This is a genomic window from Saccharopolyspora mangrovi (assembly GCF_035320975.1).
Taxonomy (GTDB): Bacteria; Actinomycetota; Actinomycetes; order Mycobacteriales; family Pseudonocardiaceae; genus Saccharopolyspora; species Saccharopolyspora mangrovi.
Genome location: NZ_JAWLNX010000001.1, coordinates 92,546 through 109,648, shown reverse-complemented (window position 1 = coordinate 109,648; position 17,103 = coordinate 92,546). Strand labels below are relative to the sequence as shown.

The following is a 17,103-nucleotide window of genomic DNA, read 5'->3' as shown; positions in this document are numbered from 1 at the left end:
GTCGTTGGAGCAGCTGTACCTGGCGCTGCTCGCCGGTGGTCTGGTGTTGCTGGCGGGGGTGGTGGGCACCCGCGTCGCGCACGGGGCCGGGCTGCCCAGCCTGCTGCTGTTCCTCGCGCTCGGCGTGGTGCTTGGCGAGGACGGGATCGGCGTCGAGTTCGACGACGCCGAGCTGGCCCGCAACGTCGGCACCGCCGCGCTCGCGATGATCCTGGTCGAAGGCGGTCTGACCACGAAGTGGTCCGACGTGCGGAAATGCGTGGCGCCGGCCGGAATCCTGGCCACGGTCGGCATCGGGGTGAGCCTCGCGGTCACCGCGACCGGGGCGCACTTCCTGCTCGGCTTCGACTGGCAGCTGGCGCTGCTGCTGGGCGCGATCGTGTCGTCGACGGACTCGGCGGCGGTGTTCTCGGTGCTGCGGGTGCTGCCGCTGCCCCGGCGGGTGGCCGGGCTGCTGGAGGCCGAGTCGGGTTTCAACGACGCGCCGACGGTGATCATGGTGCTGCTGTTCAGCGCCACACCGCTGGTGTTCTCGCCCGGGCACCTGGTGGTGAGTCTGGTGTACGAGCTCGGGCTCGGCGCCCTGATCGGGCTCGGCATCGGGTGGCTGGGCGCGCTCGCACTGCCGCGCGTGGCGCTGCCTGCCTCCGGTCTCTACCCGCTGGCCGCGTTCGGGCTCGGCTTCGTCGCCTTCGCCGCCTCCGGTGCCGCGCACGCCAGCGGGTTCCTCGCCGCCTACCTGTCCGGCGTGGTGCTGGCCAACAGCGGACTCCCGCACCGCTCGGCGACCCGGTCGTTCGCCGAGGGGCTCGGTTGGCTCGCCCAGATCGGGCTGTTCGTGCTGCTCGGCCTGCTGGTCACGCCCAGCCGGTTGCCGGAGGAGATCATCCCGGCGCTGGTCATCGGCCTGGTGCTGCTGCTGGTCGCGCGCCCGCTGTCGGTGGTGGTGTCGCTGGTGTGGTTCCGGGTTCCGCTGCGGGAGCAGGGGTTCCTGTCCTGGGCGGGTCTGCGCGGAGCGGTGCCGATCGTGCTCGCCACCTTCCCGGTGGTGCAGGGCGTGCCGGACAGCCAGCGACTGCTGGACGTCGTGTTCGTGCTGGTCATGGTGTTCACGATCGTGCAGGGGCCGAGCCTGCGGCCGCTGGCGAGGTGGCTGGGGCTCATCCCGCGCGAGGCGACCAGGGAGATCCAGGTCGAGGCCGCTCCGCTGGACGTCCTCGACGCGGAGCTGCTGTCGATGGAGGTGCCGTCGGGCTCGGCGATGCACGCCGTGTCGGTCCGCGAGCTCCGGCTGCCCGAACCCGGCGTGGTCACGCTGATCATCCGCGATCGGCACACCTTCGTGCCCAGCCCGGAGACCAGCATCGAGGCCGGAGACGAGCTGTTCATCGTCACCACCCTCGCCCAGCGGCAGGCCACCGAGAACCGGCTGCGCGCCGTCAGCCGCCGGGGCCGCCTCGCCCACTGGTTCGGCGAGCGCGGCGACCCGGCCTGAGCTCAGCTCCGCCGCGCGACCTCCGCGGTGAGCACCTCGGAGGCGTGGCGCGCCCGGATGCGGCCGAAGGACCAGATCGTGATCGCGTGCGCCGTGGCCAGCACCAGCAGCAGCACGCCGATCCGGCCGACCACGGTCTTGGGCTCGCCGCCCAGGTCCATCGGCAGGATCGCGATGAGCGCGACCAGGCCGAGCGTCGCCAGGTGGAACACGACGGTGACCAGCTGGTTCAGCGGTGCGGCGTTGTCCCCGAGCTCGCGCAGGTAGGCGGTTCCGCTGCGCTGCAACAGGTGTCCGTCGACCGCGACCAGGAGGACTCCGGCTAACAGGAACGTCAACAACGATGCCATCGGTCGGCTCCTTCCCTCGCCCGGAGCCGTACCCGGAGATCCACTCGCGCCAAACACGAGATCAACCGAAAGCACCAGTCCAGCTGGTATCCACAGTGGACTCATGATTCGGCGGTGGCGCTCAGGAAGTCGTCGCGGGCTTGGGAATTCGTGTGCTGCGGCCACAACGCGCGCAGCGGTACGAACGTCGGTGGCAGCAGGTCGAGCACCCGGACCGCGCCGCCTGCCGCCGGTCCCGCCGCCGCGGTCACGAACGCGATGTGGTCGCTGCCCTGCACCGCGGTGACCGGCGGGGTGCCCTGGATGGGGTTGCGCCGCACGGCCGGTTCGAAACCGGCCCGGCGGCAGTGCTCGATGAGCAGGTCGGTGTAGCCGGAGCTCCCGGCCTTGCCCCACACCACGATGGTTTCGCCGGCGAGCTCGCCGAGCTCCACCGAATCGCGGGCCGCCCACCGGTGGTCGGCGGTCACCGCCACCCGCAACCGGTGCTGCGCCAGCGTGGTTCGGGTCAACCCGCGCTCGGCGACCATGCCGCGGCACAGGCCGAGGTCGAGCTCACCGGCGATCAGCTGATCGGTCAGCTCGCTCGGGTAGCGCTGGTTGACCTGCGTGGACAGCTCCGGTTGCACCTGGTGCACCCGGTGCAGCAGAGCGGTCACCTCGTCCCCGGCGACGGCCGGGGTGTGCCCGACGCGCAGGAGTTCGCCTTCCCCGCGCCCGATCCGCCGGGCGCGGACCAGCGCCGCTCGGGCGGCGCCGTGCAGCAGCCGCGCGTCGGCGATCAGCGCTTCACCCGCGGGCAGCACCGCCAGCCGCGAGCCCCGGCGGTCCAGCAGGTCGACGCCCACCTCGCGTTCCAGCGCGCGGATCGAGGTCGACAGCGCCTGCTGCGACAGGTGCAGCCGCCGGGCGGCCCGGGTGAAGCTGCTTTCCTCGACGACCGCGATCAGGTGGCCGAGCTTGTGCAGGTCGAGCGTCATCTGATTCCCGAGCCGAACGCGTTGAAACCCATGCGGTGACCGTATCCCCACGTCAGCGGCCTGCGCAGCCGGCGTGGGCGTGCTCCCCTGACGCCCACGCCGGTTCCTCCCGCGCACGTCGCCGATCAGCGGGTGGTGTATCCCCCGTTGGCGAACAACGTCTGGCCGGTGAACCACCAGCCGTCGGTGGCCAGGTGCCGGATGATCGGCACGATGTCCTCGATGTTGGTCAGCTGGCCGTGCATGGCCTGGGACTTGTGGAACTCGACCCGCTCCGGCGTCTCCTGCGGGTAGAAGAACGGCGTGTCCATCGGGCCCGGAGCGACCACGTTCACCGAGATCCCCCGGTCGGCGAACTCCTTGGCGGCGGCCCGGGTGAAGTGCTCCAGCGGGGCCTTGCCGCCGGCGTAGGTGGAGTAGCCGTCGGTGAACGCCGCCAGCAGCGACGTGCCCAAGCTGATGATCTTGCCGCCGTCGTTGAGGCGGCGCCCGGACTCCTGGATGAAGAAGTAACCGGCCTTGGCGTTGATCGCGAACATCCGGTCGAACTCGTCCTCGGAGGTGTCCAGGATCGGCTTGCGCAGCACCATCCCCGTGGTGTTGACCGCGACGTCGACGCCGCCGAAGGTGTCGACCGCCGTGTCGAAGAGCCGTTGCACGTCGGCGACCTTCGTCAGGTCGCCCTGCACCGCGATGGCTTCCGAGCCCGCGTCCCGCACCGCCTGCACGGTCTTCTCCGCGTCCGGTGCGGTGGTCTCCCCGTGGTAGTGCACGACGATCTTCGCCCAGTCCGCGGCGAACGTCCGCGACAGCAGGCCGCCGAGGTTCTTCGCCCCGCCGCCGATGACCACGACCTCGCCCTGCAGTCCGTTCTCGCTCATGGTTCTCCTTCCGCGTTCGCTTCCGGTTCCGACGCTAGGAGCGGGTGATCGGGTGGTGGAAACGCGAACAACTGGTGAGGCCACAAGGGACTCGTGTAGTCGCAGGTCAGGGTGATTCCTTCGGCGAAGGTGAACGCTTTCGGGGACCGCGCGGAAACCTCCCGGAGGCCGGTGCTGATCACCTACACTTCGCCGCGACATGCGCGCGTCGAGGCTGGGAGGGCCACGTGGCGACCTGGGAAGACCTGAGCACGTTCATCCGATCCGAGTACCGGCCGGCGCCGGAGGACGATGACGACGACGAGCTGGAGGAAGAACCGGAATACCGGATCATCGAGTCCAGCGACGAGGAGATCCGGATCCTCGTCGAGTACGAGGACGACCGCAGCCAGATCGTCATCGTGGCCCGCGAGCAGCTCGACGAGAGCGAGGACTGGGTCCAGGTGGTCTCGGTGATCGGCCGCGCCGACCAGGTCGACCTGCACAAGCTCCTCGACGAGCTGGGGCAGACCTCGGTGGTCTGCGGCGCGGTGATCATCGGCCAGCACGTGGTGCTCCGGCACGCCGTCCCGCTGCTGAACCTCGACATCAACGAGTTCGTCGACCCGCTGAACTTCGTCGCCGAAACCGCTGACCACCTCGAAGAGATGTTCTTCCCCGAGGACGACTACTGAGCCACCCCGCCCAGGGGGCGAGGACCGCAGGTTTCGTCAACGCGAACACCGCGGTTTTCGCCCCTGGGAGCGGGTTCAGTCGGGGCGGCCGGTGATGGCGACGGTGACTCCGAGGCCGATCATCGTGGCGCCGCCGGTGCGGGTCAGGTGGGTGATCCGTCGGGGTGAGCGGCCGAACCAGGTGCGGGCACCCGAGGCGGTGAGACCCCAGGTGCCGTCGGAGGCCAGCTGCAGCAGCGCGCCGGCGAGTCCCAGCACCAGCATCTGCGCGATGACGCCGCCGGCTTCGCGGTCGACGAACTGCGGCAGGACCGCCATCAGGAACACGATGCTCTTCGGGTTGCTGACGCCGACCAGCACGCCCTGCCGGATCCGGTGGCGTTCCGGAACCGGCTGCGCGCCAACGACCTCGATTGCGGGTGCGCGCAGCGCCTGAACGCCGAGGTGAACCAGGTAGGCCGCGCCCACCAGCTTGACCGCGGTGAACACCAGCGCGGACTGCGCCACCACGCTGCCCATCCCGAACGCCACCGCGACGACCAGCACGTACCCGCCCAGCGCGTTGCCCAGCGCGGAGGACAACGCGGCGCGCCGACCGTGCGCGAGCGCACGACCGACGACGAACAGCACGCTGGGCCCGGGAATCGCGGACAACAGCAACGACATCGCGCAGAACGCGATCAGTCTCTGCAGGTCAACCACGCACCGAGGATCGCACGCGGATCGGCCGAGCGGGGCCGGAATGAGTATCGTGCCGGACGAGACGGAGGAGGCGTGCGGATGTCCGCGACGGCGGCGACCACCGCGACCCCGGGGCGTCGCAACGAGGACCACTTCGCGATCGGCCCGGACTGGGCGTTCGTGCTCGACGGCGCCACCGCTCCCGCGGGTGTCGACAGCGGGTGCGTGCACGACGTCGTCTGGCTCGTCCGGCGGCTCGGCGGGGCGCTGGCGGAACTGCTCACGACCAGCGAAGACCCGCTCCCCGACGTGCTGGCCGAGGCGATCGACCGGGTTCGGGCGGCCCACGCGGGCACCTGCGACCTGAACAACCCGAACAGCCCGTCCTCGACGGTGACGGTGCTGCGGCTCCGCGAGCGGGCCGAGCACCTGGTCCTGGCCGACAGCCCGCTGGTGCTCGACGTCGACGGTGACGTCCGCCCGATCGTCGACGACCGCATCGACCGCCTCCCCAGCTACACCCGGGAAGCGGTCGCCGAACTCCGCAACTCACCGCACGGGTTCTGGGTCGCCTCAACGGATCCCGAAGCAGCCCACCACGCGGTCACCGGTACCACGGCGCCGTTCCGCCGCGCGGCCCTGCTCACCGACGGAGCGTCCCGCCACGTCGACCACTTCGCCCTCGCCGACTGGCCGGGCCTGCTCGACCTCCTCGACGCGCGAGGCCCTTCGGCCCTGCTTTCCGAGGTGCGCCAAGCCGAAACCACCGGCACGCCACCACGACGCGCCAAACCCCACGACGACGCCACAGTCGTCCACTGGACCCCCTGACCCGCTCCCCGCGGCAACGAGGGGTGTCGGTGCGGGCTGGGGTCACAGGAGGCCAGCGAGGGTGATGGCGTCGTGCGGGGCGTGCGCCTTGATGTCGTTGTCGAAGTAGGCGTAGACGTCGCGGGTTTCGGCAACCGGGGCCGGGATGGCGACGGTGTGGTCGGTGGTGGGGGAGTCGCCTCGGCGCCAGGCGTCGATCAGCCGTGCCCAGCGGGTGAGGTCGTCGTCGCTGTAGCCGCTGGCGTAGAGCTCCTCGGCACCGTGGAAGCGCAGGTAGACGAAGTCGCTGGTGACGTCCTGCAAATGCGGCCAGCTGCCGGCGGCGTCGGCCACGACCAGGGCGATGTCGTGGTCTCGCAGCAGTTCGACGGCTTCGGCGGTGGCGAAGCTGGAGTGCCGGACCTCCAGGGCGTGGCGCATCGGCCGGTCCGCGTCGGTCTCGGTCAGCGCCCGGCCGTCCAACCGTTCGTCGTGCCGCGCGGCGAGTTCGGCCGCCTGCGCGGTGCTGCGCGGCAGCAGCGCGAAGAACTCCGCCAACCGCTCCGGCTCGAACTTCAGCGACGGCGGGAGCTGCCACAGCAGCGGACCGAGCTTGCCGCCCAAAGCCAGCACCCCGGAGGCCAGGAAGTTCGCCAACGCGGTCTCGACGTCGCGCAGCCGCTTCATGTGCGTGATGTACCGGCTGCCCTTCACCGAGAACACGAAGTCGTCGGGCGTCTGCTCGGCCCACCGCCGATAGCTCTCCGGCCGCAGCAGCGAGTAGAACGACCCGTTGAGCTCCACGCTGCTCATCCGCTCGGCCAGGAACCCCAACTCGTCGGCACGCCGCAACCCCTCCGGGTAGAACGGTCCCCGCCAAGGCCCGTACACCCACCCCGAAGTCCCCACGAGCACCCGACCCACCACGCGCCCACGCTAATGCCGTTGCCTCCGGCATGCCTGCGCGATCCTGTGAGCAGGCCCGCGGCCAGGGCTGTGATCAGAGTGCTGGCCGCGCCTTGGTGTGGTGGGTAACCCGCGATGAGAGGTGGGCGGTGCGGTCGAGAACGGTCACGCTCCAGCCGGAACCGCATGAAGGAGGGGCACCTCCGGCGGGTGCCGGGGTGCCCCTTCTCGGCTGGTCAGCTCCTGCGGGTGGCGGAGGCTTCGAGGGCTCTGCGGACGAGGACCTTGGCCAGGTGGCGGCGGTAGTCCGCGCTGGCCGTGGGCTGGTCCGGGGGAGAGGTGTCCTCGGCGGCGCGTTCGGCCGCTTCGGCCGGGTTGGCGCCGCCGGCGAGGGCTTCCTCGACGCCTGCGGCTCGCATCGGAGTGGGACCCATGTTGACCAGGGCTACGCGGTTGCCCGCGACCGCGACGCCGACGACAGCCCAGTCGATGGCGCGCTTGGTGAACTTCTGGAAGTCCCAGCCCTGGTTCGGGTTCTTCTCGACGCGGATCTCCACCAGCAGCTCGTCCTCGCCGAGCGAGGTCTCGAAGAAGTCGGTGAAGAAGTCCGTGATCGCGATCTCCCTGGTGCCCGAAGGGCCCTGGGCGACCAGGACCGCGTCCAGCGCCAGCGCCACGGCCGGCAGGTCCGAGGCCGGGTCGCCGTGGACCAGCGAGCCGCCGATGGTGCCGCGGTGGCGCACCTGCGGGTCACCGATGGTGCCCGCGGCGTGCGCCAGCAGCGGCACCTCGCGCCGCAGCAGCTCCGAGTGCTCGATGTCGTGGTGCCTGGTCAGGGCACCGATGCGGATCTGCGAACCCTCGTCGCGGATGTAGGACAGGTCGCGCAGGCCGCCGACGTCGATGACGACCTCCGGCACCGCCAGCCGCAGCTTCATCAGCGGCAGCAGCGAATGCCCGCCCGCCAGCAGCTTCGCGTCGTCGCCGTGCTCGGCGAGCAGGTTCAGCGCCTCGTCGACCGTGCTGGCGCGCTTGTAGGTGAAGGCGGCAGGAATCATTCCGCGGCCCCCTGCTTCTCCTTGGCCGCGTCGAGCACGGCTTGAACGATGTTGTGGTAGCCGGTGCAGCGGCAGAGGTTGCCCTCCAACCCGGACCGGACGTCGGCCTCGGTCGGGTTCGGGTTCTCCTCCACCAGCGACACCGAGGCCATCACCATGCCCGGCGTGCAGTAACCGCACTGCAGGCCGTGGTTGGACTGGAACGCGCGCTGCATCGGGTGCAGCTGCTCGCCGTCCGACAGGCCCTCGATGGTGGTGACCTCGTGGCCCTCGGCCTGCGCGGCCAGCACCGTGCAGGACTTCACCGACTCGCCGTCGAGCAGCACCGTGCACGCGCCGCACGACGTCGTGTCGCAACCGACGTTGGTACCGGTCAGCTCGCAGTCGTCGCGCAGGTACTGGACGAGCAGGGTGCGGTCCTCGACCTCGTGGGTCCGCTGCTCGCCGTTGACGTTGATCGAAACTTGCACGAAGGAACTCCTCAGGCTTCTCAGGTGCACTACCTGAACAAGATCAGCGGGTTTTCTATGCCTGGTTGATCGCGTTCCACACCCGCTCGGGCGTGGTCGGCATGTCGATGTGCCGGACACCGAGGTGGGCGACGGCGTCCACCACCGCGTTCTGCACCGCGGGGGTCGAGCCGATGGTCCCGGCCTCACCGATCCCCTTGACGCCCAACGGGTTCAGCGTGGTGGGCGTTTCCATCGTCAGCAGCTCGAAGCTGGGCAGCTCGGCGGCGGTGATGATCGCGTAGTCGGCGAAGCTGGCGTTCTGCGGGTTCCCGTCGGAGTCGTAGGAGACCTCCTCCAGCAGCGCCTGCGCCGCGCCCTGCGCGATGCCGCCGTGCCGCTGCCCCTCGGTGAGGATCGGGTTGATGATCACGCCGGCGTCGTCGACCGTGATGTGCCGCAGGTAGTCGACCTTGCCGGTCTCCACGTCGACCTCGACCACCGCGAGGTGGCTGCCGAACGGGAACGTGGGCCGGTCCTCCACGAAGTGCACGTCGGCGGCCAGGGCCTCCTCGGCCTTCTGCGCCAGCTCGGCCCACGACACCGTGACGTTGGGGGCGCCGCGCACCTGCCACTTGCCGTCGGTGAGCTCGATGTCGGCCTCGTCGCTCTCGATCATCTCGGCGGCCAGCTTGCGGGCCTTGTCCTTGACGTCGACCGCCGCCCGGTGCACCGCGGTGCCGCCGAGCTGCAGGGACCGCGAGCCCATCGTGCCGACGCCCTTGGGGATCAGGTCGGTGTCGCCGTGCACGACCTCGATCTTGTCCAGGTCGATGCCCAGCTGCTCGGACACCAGCATCGCGAACGTCGTCCAGTGGCCCTGGCCGTGCGCGGAGCTGCCGGTGAGCACCAGAACGCTGCCGTCGGGCCGGATTTCGACGTGCCCGGTCTCGCCCTCGGTGTTGTTCGGCGCGGTGATCTCCACGTAGCTGGCCAGGCCGATGCCCAGCTGCTTGGTGGCGCCCTCGGCGCGCCGCTTGGCCTGCTCCTCGCGCAGCGAGGCGTAGTCGGCGGCCTCCAGCACCGAGTCGAGCCCCTTGATGTACTCGCCGGTGTCGTAGAGCATCCCGCCCGGCGTCTGGTAGGGGAACTGCTCCGGCTTGACCAGGTTCGCGCGTCGCACGTCGGCCGGGTCGGCGCCGATCTCGGCGGCGAACAGGTCGATCGCGCGCTCGATCGCGGCGGTGGCCTCCGGGCGTCCGGCGCCCCGGTAGGCGCCGATCGGCGTGGTGTTGGTGACCACCGTCTGCGCCCGCGACTCGACCTTCGGGATGTCGTAGACGCCGCTGGCCATCATCTGCGTGAACACCGGCAGGAACGCGCCCATCCGCGGGTAGGCGCCGACGTCCTGGACGATCTCCAGGCGGTAGGCCTGCACGGTTCCGTCGCGGCGGCCGCCGATGGTGACCACGTGCCGCTGCGCGCGGCCGTGCGTCATCGCCACCAGGTTCTCGCTGCGGGTCTCCACCCACTTGACCGGCTTGCCGATCTTCTTCGACACCAGCGACAGCAGCGCGGCCTCCTGCTCGGAGCCGATCTTCGCGCCGAAACCGCCGCCCACGTCGGGGGTGATCACCCGCAGCTTGTCCTGCGGCAGGCCGAGGTTGGCCATCAGCTCGTCGCGGCAGGACTGCGCGTTCTGGTTGGACAGCCAGAGGGTGACCTTCTCGCCCTCCCACGCGCAGGCCGCCGAGCGGCCCTCCAGCGAGGCCGCGGCCACGCGCTGGTTGAGGATCTGCTTGCTGACCACGACCTCGCAGTCGTCGAACAGCGAGTCGTCGAGTTCGCCCGCGGTGCCGATGACGTTGGTGCCCGCGTCCGGGAACACCAGCTTCTCGCCGGACAGCGCCTCGTCGAGGTCGATGACCGGGTCCAGCGGGTCGTAGTCGATGGAGACCATCTCCGCCGCGTCCTGGGCCTGGCCCAGGGTTTCGGCGACGACCGCGACGACCGGCTCGCCGACGTAGCGCACCACGCCCTTGGCCAGGTGCGGGCGGTCCAGTCCGGGTGGTGTGGGTCCGGAGAGGCTGCCGCCCGAGGCGTACGGCGGGAGGTCGACGTCGTCGGCGGTGAACACGCCGTGCACGCCGGGGGCCGCCTTGGCCTCGTCGACGTCCACTTCGGTGATGGTGGCGTGGGCCAGCGGGCTGCGGACGAACAGGACGTGCAGTGCCCCGCGCAGGGCGGGTTCACGCAGGTCGTCCACGTAGGTGCCGCCGACTGTGAGAAGGCGTGGGTCTTCGACACGTTGGACCCGGGTGCCGAGAATGCTCAAAGCTGCCTCGCAGTCAACAGGATCTAGAAGTTCGGGAACCAACCGAGAGTCTTGTGCTCCGGACTGTGAGCCACAAGACTTGACGCGCAACGAAGTCCGCGTGTCGCGGATTCCGCGGGGCGGAAGGATCGGTGCGAGATTGGGCCGATCGAGTGAACCGTCATCATGACAACGTTGAATGTCACAGTATGACCTGACACTGTCTAAGGTTTAGTGTTCGATCACCGCATGGCCTCGTTCCTCCAGCAGTCACCGCCCGGTGACGCGGATCTGGACCAGATCCTCATCGCCTCCGGAAGCGCGGGACTGCTGGCCGTTGTGCTGCTCGCGCTCGGCTACGGCCACCGCACCAGCAAGATCACCGCGCTGGCCCGCCTGGCCGAACGCTCCGAGCACTCCTGGCTGCTGCGAGGCCTTCCCGGCTGGTCGGCGCTGCCGCTGCGACTGGCCCTCGTCTCGCAGCTGGTGACCCTGGTCGGCCTCTACTGGGACATCGCGCTGCGCATCACGCAGGGGCGCGGCCACGGACCGCTCGCCAACGCCGCGCACTACCCGATCCTGTTCGGGCTCTTCGGGCTCTGCGTCGCGGGCACGCTGGCGATGGTGCTGCCGGTGGGCGAGCACCCGGGGCGGGCGGCCCTGCACCTCTCCCGGTGCTGGGAGGCGCCCACCAGCGGACTGCTGCTGGGGCTGGCCGGGTTCTTCTCGCTGCTGGGCTTCCCGCTCGACGCCGTGTGGCAGCGGCTGTTCGGCCAGGACGTCACGCTGTGGGGTCCCGCCCGGCTGATCATCATCGGCGGCGTCTCGCTGTCGCTGGTGGCGATGGCGCTGCTGGAGCGCGAGGGCCGGTTCGTGCGCACCGGCCGCGCCGAGACGATGCGCGCGCTCTACGTGCGGCGCGGACTGCTGTGCGGGGCGCTGCTGGTCGGGTTGTCGCTGTTCCAGGCCGAGTGGGACTTCGGCGTCCCGCAGTTCCGGATGGTCTTCCAGCCGCTGCTGATCGCCGTGGCCGCGGGCTGCGCGCTGGTCGCCGCGAGGCTGTGGGTCGGGCGCGGGGGAGCGCTGATCGCCGTCGCGCTGTTCCTGGCGACCCGCGGCTGCCTCGCGATCCTCGTCGGACCGGCGGTGCTCGGCGGACCGACCTCGGCGATGCCGCTGTACGTGGTCGAGGCGCTGTGCGTGGAGATCGCCGCGGTGGCGCTGGTGCGGCGACCGCTGGTGCTCGGTGTGTTCTCCGGCCTGCTGATCGGGACCATCGGCTACAGCAGCGAGTACCTGTGGACCGCCTCCGCCTACCGGCTGCCGTGGTCGCCGGACATGCTGCCGGAGGGCGTGCTGATGTCGCTGGTCGGCGGCGTCTGCGGCGGCTTGCTCGGCGCGCTGCTGGTGCGGGCGCTGCGCGGGGAGCTGCCGCCCGCGCGGGTGCGCGGCGGGGTGTTCGCGGTGGCGCTCGCCGGCATCGCGGTCGCGGTCGTCAACGGGCTGGTCGGCACCTCGCCGGGCGGTGTCCGGGCCGCGGTGGCCGTCGACGAGCTGACCTCGCAGGCCGAGGTGCGCATCGAGCCCGCACCGATCGCCGAGCGCCCGACCTGGCTGACCATCACCGGCTGGCAGGGCGGTGCGCTGCACGTCGACCGGCTGACCGAGGTCGCGCCCGGCGTCTACCGCACCAACCAGCCGATGCCGATCCACGGGCCGTGGAAGACGATGATCAGGCTGCACTCCGGCCGCGCGATCCTGGCGACCCCGGTGCACTTCCCGGCCGACGCGACCCGCAGCAGGCCGGGAGTTCCCGCGCCGGCGCAGTTCACCCGCGACGCGCTGCCGGAGTACCAGCTGCTGCGCCGCGAAGCGGCTCCCGGCGTCCCGCCCTGGCTCTGGCCGGCCTCGTCGGCGGTGGTCGTGGCCTGCGCGCTGGCCTACGTCCTGGCGCTCGGCTGGGGCGGGCAGCGCATCGGGCGGGCCATCTCCGGGCCGCCGTGCGCCGAGCGCGGCCCGGCGTCCTCGCGGATGGCGGCCGACGCCACGTAGCGCCCGTTCGGGGGACGCGGCCGATGATCGTTTGATGTGGTACTTGTCACATTCGCTCGGGGCGGGCAGAGTCAGGGCGGAGGTTCCACCACCTAGGCGCGAGAGGTGTTCGCCGATGGCCTCGACGACGACCGAACTGGCCGAGTTCCAGCGGGTCCTGGCGCAGCTGAGGGCCAGCGCCGGGGCGTTGCGGCAGCGCTACGGCGATGCCGCCGTGGTCCGCCGGATCGACAACGACATCGAGCGGCTCGACATCGACGCCGCCGAGCTCTCCGCCGTTCTCCCCGCTCCGCGGCGCAGCGATGACGCCCGCGACGAGGTGGTGATCGTGCCGGACACCCCCTACGACCCGTCGCTGTGGGAGGACGCCGACGACGAGGGCCTGGGAGGCCAGGCGCGGCACTGACCCGAGCGGTCTGATTTCGCCCGGCGCGAGCACGCCGGGACCCCGGCGCCGACCCTCGCGGGCCGCCGCCTCCGGCCGGGCGGCCTCGAAGGTTGCGCCGGTTGGGGGACTACCTGGCGTGCTGTGAGCTGATCCACAATGAGCGGCCTCAAGGGGAGCACGTCGGACGACTCACGACAACGAGGTCAACGAATGTCCGCACCCGCTAGCGCCACCGGCCGAGCTCGCATCGGCGCGCGCACCCTGCGCACCGACCACTGGTGGCTCCCGCCGCTGGTGACCTTCCTCGGCCTGATGGCCTTCGTGATCTACGGCCTGATCCGCACGTTCATGAACCAGTGGTACTGGGTACCGGAGCACAACTACCTGGCGCCGTTCTTCTCGCCGTGCCTGTCGGCGGCCTGCGTGCCTGGCTCCAGCCACTTCGGGCAGCCCTTCCCGGATCTGGGGTGGCTGATCCCGCCGCCGATCTTCGTGCTGCCGTTCGTGCTCGGCTTCCGGCTGACCTGCTACTACTACCGCAAGGCCTACTACCGGGCGTTCTGGGCGTCGCCGCCGGCCTGCGCGGTGGGGGAGCCGCACAGCCGCTACACCGGTGAGTCGCGGTTCCCGCTGGTCATGCAGAACGTGCACCGCTACTTCTTCTACGCGGCGATGCTGGTCGCGGCGGTGCTGACCTACGACACCGTGATCGCCTTCAAGGGAACCGGCGGCGGTGTCGGCGTCGGGCTCGGCACGGTGCTGATGGTGGTCAACGTGGTGCTGCTGTGGTCGTACACGCTGTCCTGCCACTCCTGCCGACACCTCATCGGCGGCCGGCTCAACCACTTCTCCCGGCACCCGGTGCGCTACTGGCTGTGGACCAAGATCACCTGGCTCAACGGCAAGCACATGCTGCTGGCCTGGAGTTCGCTGGTCTCGGTTGCGCTGGTCGACCTGTACGTGATGCTGGTGGCCGCCGGCGCCATCACCGACCTCAGACTGTTCAACTAGAAGGACTGAATGTGGAGATCGAACGGCACGAGTACGACGTAGTCGTGATCGGCGCCGGTGGCGCGGGTCTGCGCGCGGCGATCGAGACCAGGCAGGCGGGGTTGCGCACCGCGGTGGTGTGCAAGTCGCTGTTCGGCAAGGCGCACACCGTGATGGCCGAGGGCGGCATCGCCGCCTCGATGGGCAACGTCAACTCCCGCGACGACTGGCAGGTGCACTTCCGCGACACCATGCGCGGCGGGAAGTTCCTGAACAACTGGCGGATGGCCGAGCTGCACGCCCGCGAGGCACCGCAGCGGGTGTGGGAGCTGGAGACCTACGGGGCGCTGTTCGACCGCACCCCGGACGGCCGGATCAGCCAGCGCAACTTCGGCGGTCACGAGTACCCGAGGCTCGCGCACGTCGGTGACCGGACCGGCCTGGAGCTCATCCGCACGCTGCAGCAGAAGATCGTGTCGCTGCAGCAGGAGGACCACGCCGAGTTCGGCGACTACGAGGCGCGCATCAAGGTCTTCCAGGAGTGCACCGTCACCGAGCTGCTCAAGGACGGCTCGGCGGTGTCCGGGGCGTTCGGGTACTGGCGGGAGTCCGGGCGGTTCGTGCTCTTCGACGCGCCCGCCGTCATCCTCGCCACCGGCGGCATCGGCAAGTCCTTCAAGGTCACCTCGAACTCCTGGGAGTACACCGGCGACGGGCACGCGCTGGCCCTGCGCGCCGGAGCGTCGCTGATCAACATGGAGTTCGTGCAGTTCCACCCGACCGGCATGGTGTGGCCGCCGAGCGTGAAGGGGATCCTGGTCACCGAGTCGGTGCGCGGCGACGGCGGTGTGCTGCGCAACTCCGAGGGCCGCCGGTTCATGTTCGACTACATCCCCGAGGTGTTCAAGGACAACTACGCCGACAGCGAGGCCGAGGCCGACCGCTGGTACGACGATCCCGACAACAACCGCAGGCCGCCCGAACTGCTGCCGCGCGACGAGGTCGCCCGCGCCATCAACAACGAGGTCAAGGAGGGCCGGGGCTCGCAGCACGGCGGCGTTTTCCTCGACGTGGCGACGCGGTTGCCCGCCGAGACCATCACCAAGCGGCTGCCGTCGATGCACCACCAGTTCAAGGAACTGGCCGACGTGGACATCACCGCCGAGTCGATGGAGGTCGGTCCGACCTGCCACTACGTCATGGGCGGGGTCGAGGTCGAGCCGGACACCGCGGCCTCGCGGGTGCCCGGGCTGTTCGCCGCAGGTGAGGTCGCGGGCGGCATGCACGGCTCGAACCGGCTCGGCGGGAACTCGCTGTCGGACCTGCTGGTCTTCGGCCGCCGCGCGGGAGCCGGTGCCGCGGGCTACGTGCAGGGCCTGACCGGCAGGCCGTCGATCGGGGAGTCCGATGTGGACGCCGCCGCCCGGCGCGCGGCGGACCCGTTCAACCCGGCGGACGGCAAGAGCGAGAACCCCTACGCGCTGCACTCCGAGCTCCAGCAGGCGATGAACGACCTGGTCGGCATCATCCGGCGCGGCGAGGAGATGCGCCAAGCCCTGGACCGGCTGCGCGACCTGGTCGCGCGCGCCGAGCACCTCGAAGTCGAGGGGAACCGGCAGTTCAACCCCGGCTGGCACCTGGCCATCGACCTGCGCAACATGCTGCTGGTCAGCGAGTGCGTCGCCCGCGCGGCCCTGCTGCGCACCGAGAGCCGGGGCGGCCACACCCGCGACGACCACCCGGCGATGGAGGCCGGTTGGCGCCGAAAACTGCTGGTGTGCCGGCAGGCCGGGGACGGCGTGGAGGTCACCGAGCAGCCGCAGGTCCCGATGCGCCAGGACCTGCTGGAGCTGTTCAAGCTGGAGGAGCTGCGCAAGTACTACACCGAGGAAGAGCTCGCGGACGTCCAGGCGAAGGAGCTGTGATGGGGTACCAGGCGCACTTCCGGGTGTGGCGCGGCGCGGACGACGGCGAGCTGCGGGACTACACCGTCGAGGTCAACGAGGGCGAGGTCGTCCTCGACATCATCCACCGGTTGCAGGCCACCCAGGTCCCGGACATGGCGGTCCGCTGGAACTGCAAGGCGGGCAAGTGCGGCTCGTGCTCGGCGGAGATCAACGGGCGGCCCCAGCTGCTGTGCATGACCCGGATGTCCACCTTCACCGAGGGCGAGACCATCACGGTCACCCCGATGCGGACGTTCCCGCTGATCAAAGATCTCGTGACGGACGTGTCCTACAACTACACCAAGGCCCGCGAGGTCCCGGCGTTCACGCCACCCGCCGATCTCGAACCCGGCGAATACCGGATGCAGCAGGTCGACGTGGAGCGCTCGCAGGAGTTCCGCAAGTGCATCGAGTGCTTCCTCTGCCAGGACACCTGCCACGTCATCCGCGACCACGACGACAACAAGGAGGCCTTCTCCGGCCCCCGCTTCCTGATGCGCGTCGCCGAACTGGAGATGCACCCGCTCGACGAGGCCCAGGACCGCCCGGAACAGGCCAGGGGAGACCACGGCCTCGGCATGTGCAACATCACCAAGTGCTGCACCGAGGTCTGCCCGGAGAACATCCACATCACCGACAACGCGCTCATCCCGCTGAAGGAGCGGGTCGCCGACCACCGCTACGACCCGATCCTGCGGTTGTTCCGCAAGAAGAAGGACTGAGCCGAACTTCCGCCACGGCCCACCGGACGCGCACCGGTGGGCCGTTCTCGTGGGGAGGGCCTGCACGGCTGCGCGGGGGACGTGTAGGTTGGCTCGGGGGACCGCGGTCCGGATCTGAACACGGAGCCCGGTTGCGCAGCGGTTCACCGTGCGATTCCCCGTTATTCACGGTACTGACCGCCGTGTTCACCTGTGGTTACGCAGAATTCACGAATTGTCGCGCGCTGGTAATTGTGTGAATATTCGGGCGCGCCCGGCCGATAACTGATCCGGTTGTCGAAGATTCGCAGTGCACGGCGTTTTCGCCGCCAATTCTGGTCCAGTGTGGATGGTCATTGACCGCATGGCGTCTTCTTGCCATGCCTGCCGTTCGCGAGCGGTCGCCGGTTACCTTTCATTGCGAACGG

Annotated in this window: 16 protein-coding genes; 8 read left to right on the top strand and 8 right to left on the bottom strand. The window is 70.2% G+C overall.

Going from position 1 to position 17,103, the window contains the following annotated elements; all coding sequences use genetic code 11:
* Nucleotides 1–4 precede the first annotated feature (4 nt).
* Nucleotides 5–1,495, top strand: a complete 1,491-nt coding sequence (locus R4I43_RS00570; protein WP_324263849.1) for a potassium/proton antiporter — start codon at nt 5–7, stop codon at nt 1,493–1,495.
* 2 nt (nt 1,496–1,497) lie between these two features.
* On the opposite strand, the gene R4I43_RS00565 is transcribed toward R4I43_RS00570, so the two are convergent.
* From R4I43_RS00565 to R4I43_RS00555, 3 genes are all read right to left on the bottom strand, one after another.
* Nucleotides 1,498–1,845, bottom strand: a complete 348-nt coding sequence (locus R4I43_RS00565) for a hypothetical protein (protein WP_324263478.1) — start codon at nt 1,843–1,845, stop codon at nt 1,498–1,500.
* A 101-nt stretch (nt 1,846–1,946) separates the two neighbouring features.
* Nucleotides 1,947–2,825 carry a LysR family transcriptional regulator gene (locus R4I43_RS00560; RefSeq protein ID WP_324263477.1) on the bottom strand — a complete coding sequence of 293 codons (879 nt, stop codon included), beginning with the start codon at nt 2,823–2,825 and terminating at the stop codon, nt 1,947–1,949.
* Nucleotides 2,826–2,950: 125 nt separating this feature from the next.
* A complete protein-coding gene (locus tag R4I43_RS00555; protein WP_324263476.1) occupies nt 2,951–3,706 on the bottom strand; it encodes an SDR family oxidoreductase in 756 nt (251 codons plus the stop codon).
* Nucleotides 3,707–3,933: 227 nt separating this feature from the next.
* Here R4I43_RS00555 and R4I43_RS00550 point away from each other — a divergent pair, with 227 nt between their 5' ends.
* Nucleotides 3,934–4,380, top strand: coding sequence for a hypothetical protein (locus tag R4I43_RS00550; protein ID WP_324263475.1), 447 nt, complete (start codon nt 3,934–3,936; stop codon nt 4,378–4,380).
* 75 nt (nt 4,381–4,455) lie between these two features.
* Here R4I43_RS00550 and R4I43_RS00545 read toward each other — a convergent pair whose 3' ends face one another.
* Nucleotides 4,456–5,082 carry a LysE family translocator gene (locus R4I43_RS00545; protein ID WP_324263474.1) on the bottom strand — a complete coding sequence of 209 codons (627 nt, stop codon included), beginning with the start codon at nt 5,080–5,082 and terminating at the stop codon, nt 4,456–4,458.
* A 78-nt stretch (nt 5,083–5,160) separates the two neighbouring features.
* Here R4I43_RS00545 and R4I43_RS00540 point away from each other — a divergent pair, with 78 nt between their 5' ends.
* On the top strand, nt 5,161–5,892 hold the full coding sequence (locus R4I43_RS00540) for a protein phosphatase 2C domain-containing protein (protein ID WP_324263473.1): 732 nt from the start codon (nt 5,161–5,163) through the stop codon (nt 5,890–5,892).
* A 42-nt stretch (nt 5,893–5,934) separates the two neighbouring features.
* Here R4I43_RS00540 and R4I43_RS00535 read toward each other — a convergent pair whose 3' ends face one another.
* The 4 genes from R4I43_RS00535 to R4I43_RS00520 all read right to left on the bottom strand — a co-directional run bounded on the left by R4I43_RS00535 (nt 5,935) and on the right by R4I43_RS00520 (nt 10,619).
* Nucleotides 5,935–6,798, bottom strand: coding sequence for a DUF72 domain-containing protein (locus tag R4I43_RS00535; RefSeq protein WP_324263472.1), 864 nt, complete (start codon nt 6,796–6,798; stop codon nt 5,935–5,937).
* 215 nt (nt 6,799–7,013) lie between these two features.
* Nucleotides 7,014–7,835, bottom strand: coding sequence for an FAD binding domain-containing protein (locus R4I43_RS00530; RefSeq protein WP_324263471.1), 822 nt, complete (start codon nt 7,833–7,835; stop codon nt 7,014–7,016).
* Nucleotides 7,832–8,305, bottom strand: a complete 474-nt coding sequence (locus tag R4I43_RS00525) for a (2Fe-2S)-binding protein (protein ID WP_324263470.1) — start codon at nt 8,303–8,305, stop codon at nt 7,832–7,834. Before R4I43_RS00525 ends, R4I43_RS00530 begins: the two co-directional genes overlap by 4 nt.
* Nucleotides 8,306–8,360: 55 nt before the next feature.
* Complete coding sequence (locus tag R4I43_RS00520) at nt 8,361–10,619, bottom strand: xanthine dehydrogenase family protein molybdopterin-binding subunit (protein WP_324263469.1); 2,259 nt, start codon at nt 10,617–10,619, stop codon at nt 8,361–8,363.
* Between the two features lie 228 nt (nt 10,620–10,847).
* Between R4I43_RS00520 and R4I43_RS00515 the strand changes: the two genes are divergently transcribed.
* From R4I43_RS00515 to R4I43_RS00495, 5 genes are all read left to right on the top strand, one after another.
* Nucleotides 10,848–12,650, top strand: a complete 1,803-nt coding sequence (locus R4I43_RS00515; protein WP_324263468.1) for a hypothetical protein — start codon at nt 10,848–10,850, stop codon at nt 12,648–12,650.
* Between the two features lie 115 nt (nt 12,651–12,765).
* The gene (locus R4I43_RS00510) at nt 12,766–13,056 is read left to right on the top strand and encodes a hypothetical protein (protein ID WP_324263467.1); all 291 of its coding nucleotides are present in this window, start codon (nt 12,766–12,768) and stop codon (nt 13,054–13,056) included.
* A gap of 192 nt (nt 13,057–13,248) precedes the next feature.
* On the top strand, nt 13,249–14,049 hold the full coding sequence (locus R4I43_RS00505) for a hypothetical protein (RefSeq protein WP_324263466.1): 801 nt from the start codon (nt 13,249–13,251) through the stop codon (nt 14,047–14,049).
* A gap of 11 nt (nt 14,050–14,060) precedes the next feature.
* Nucleotides 14,061–15,953, top strand: a complete 1,893-nt coding sequence (locus R4I43_RS00500; RefSeq protein WP_324263465.1) for a fumarate reductase/succinate dehydrogenase flavoprotein subunit — start codon at nt 14,061–14,063, stop codon at nt 15,951–15,953.
* Complete coding sequence (locus R4I43_RS00495; RefSeq protein WP_324263464.1) at nt 15,953–16,696, top strand: succinate dehydrogenase/fumarate reductase iron-sulfur subunit; 744 nt, start codon at nt 15,953–15,955, stop codon at nt 16,694–16,696. Before R4I43_RS00500 ends, R4I43_RS00495 begins: the two co-directional genes overlap by 1 nt.
* Nucleotides 16,697–17,103 lie beyond the last annotated feature (407 nt).

Coding starts and splice junctions, on each gene's coding strand:
- R4I43_RS00565 (WP_324263478.1), bottom strand. CDS start 1,845: ATGGCATCGTTGTTGACGTTCCTGTTAGCCGGAGTCCTCCTGGTCGCG.
- R4I43_RS00560 (WP_324263477.1), bottom strand. CDS start 2,825: ATGACGCTCGACCTGCACAAGCTCGGCCACCTGATCGCGGTCGTCGAG.
- R4I43_RS00555 (WP_324263476.1), bottom strand. CDS start 3,706: ATGAGCGAGAACGGACTGCAGGGCGAGGTCGTGGTCATCGGCGGCGGG.
- R4I43_RS00540 (WP_324263473.1), top strand. CDS start 5,161: ATGTCCGCGACGGCGGCGACCACCGCGACCCCGGGGCGTCGCAACGAG.
- R4I43_RS00530 (WP_324263471.1), bottom strand. CDS start 7,835: ATGATTCCTGCCGCCTTCACCTACAAGCGCGCCAGCACGGTCGACGAG.
- R4I43_RS00515 (WP_324263468.1), top strand. CDS start 10,848: ATGGCCTCGTTCCTCCAGCAGTCACCGCCCGGTGACGCGGATCTGGAC.
- R4I43_RS00510 (WP_324263467.1), top strand. CDS start 12,766: ATGGCCTCGACGACGACCGAACTGGCCGAGTTCCAGCGGGTCCTGGCG.
- R4I43_RS00505 (WP_324263466.1), top strand. CDS start 13,249: ATGTCCGCACCCGCTAGCGCCACCGGCCGAGCTCGCATCGGCGCGCGC.
- R4I43_RS00495 (WP_324263464.1), top strand. CDS start 15,953: ATGGGGTACCAGGCGCACTTCCGGGTGTGGCGCGGCGCGGACGACGGC.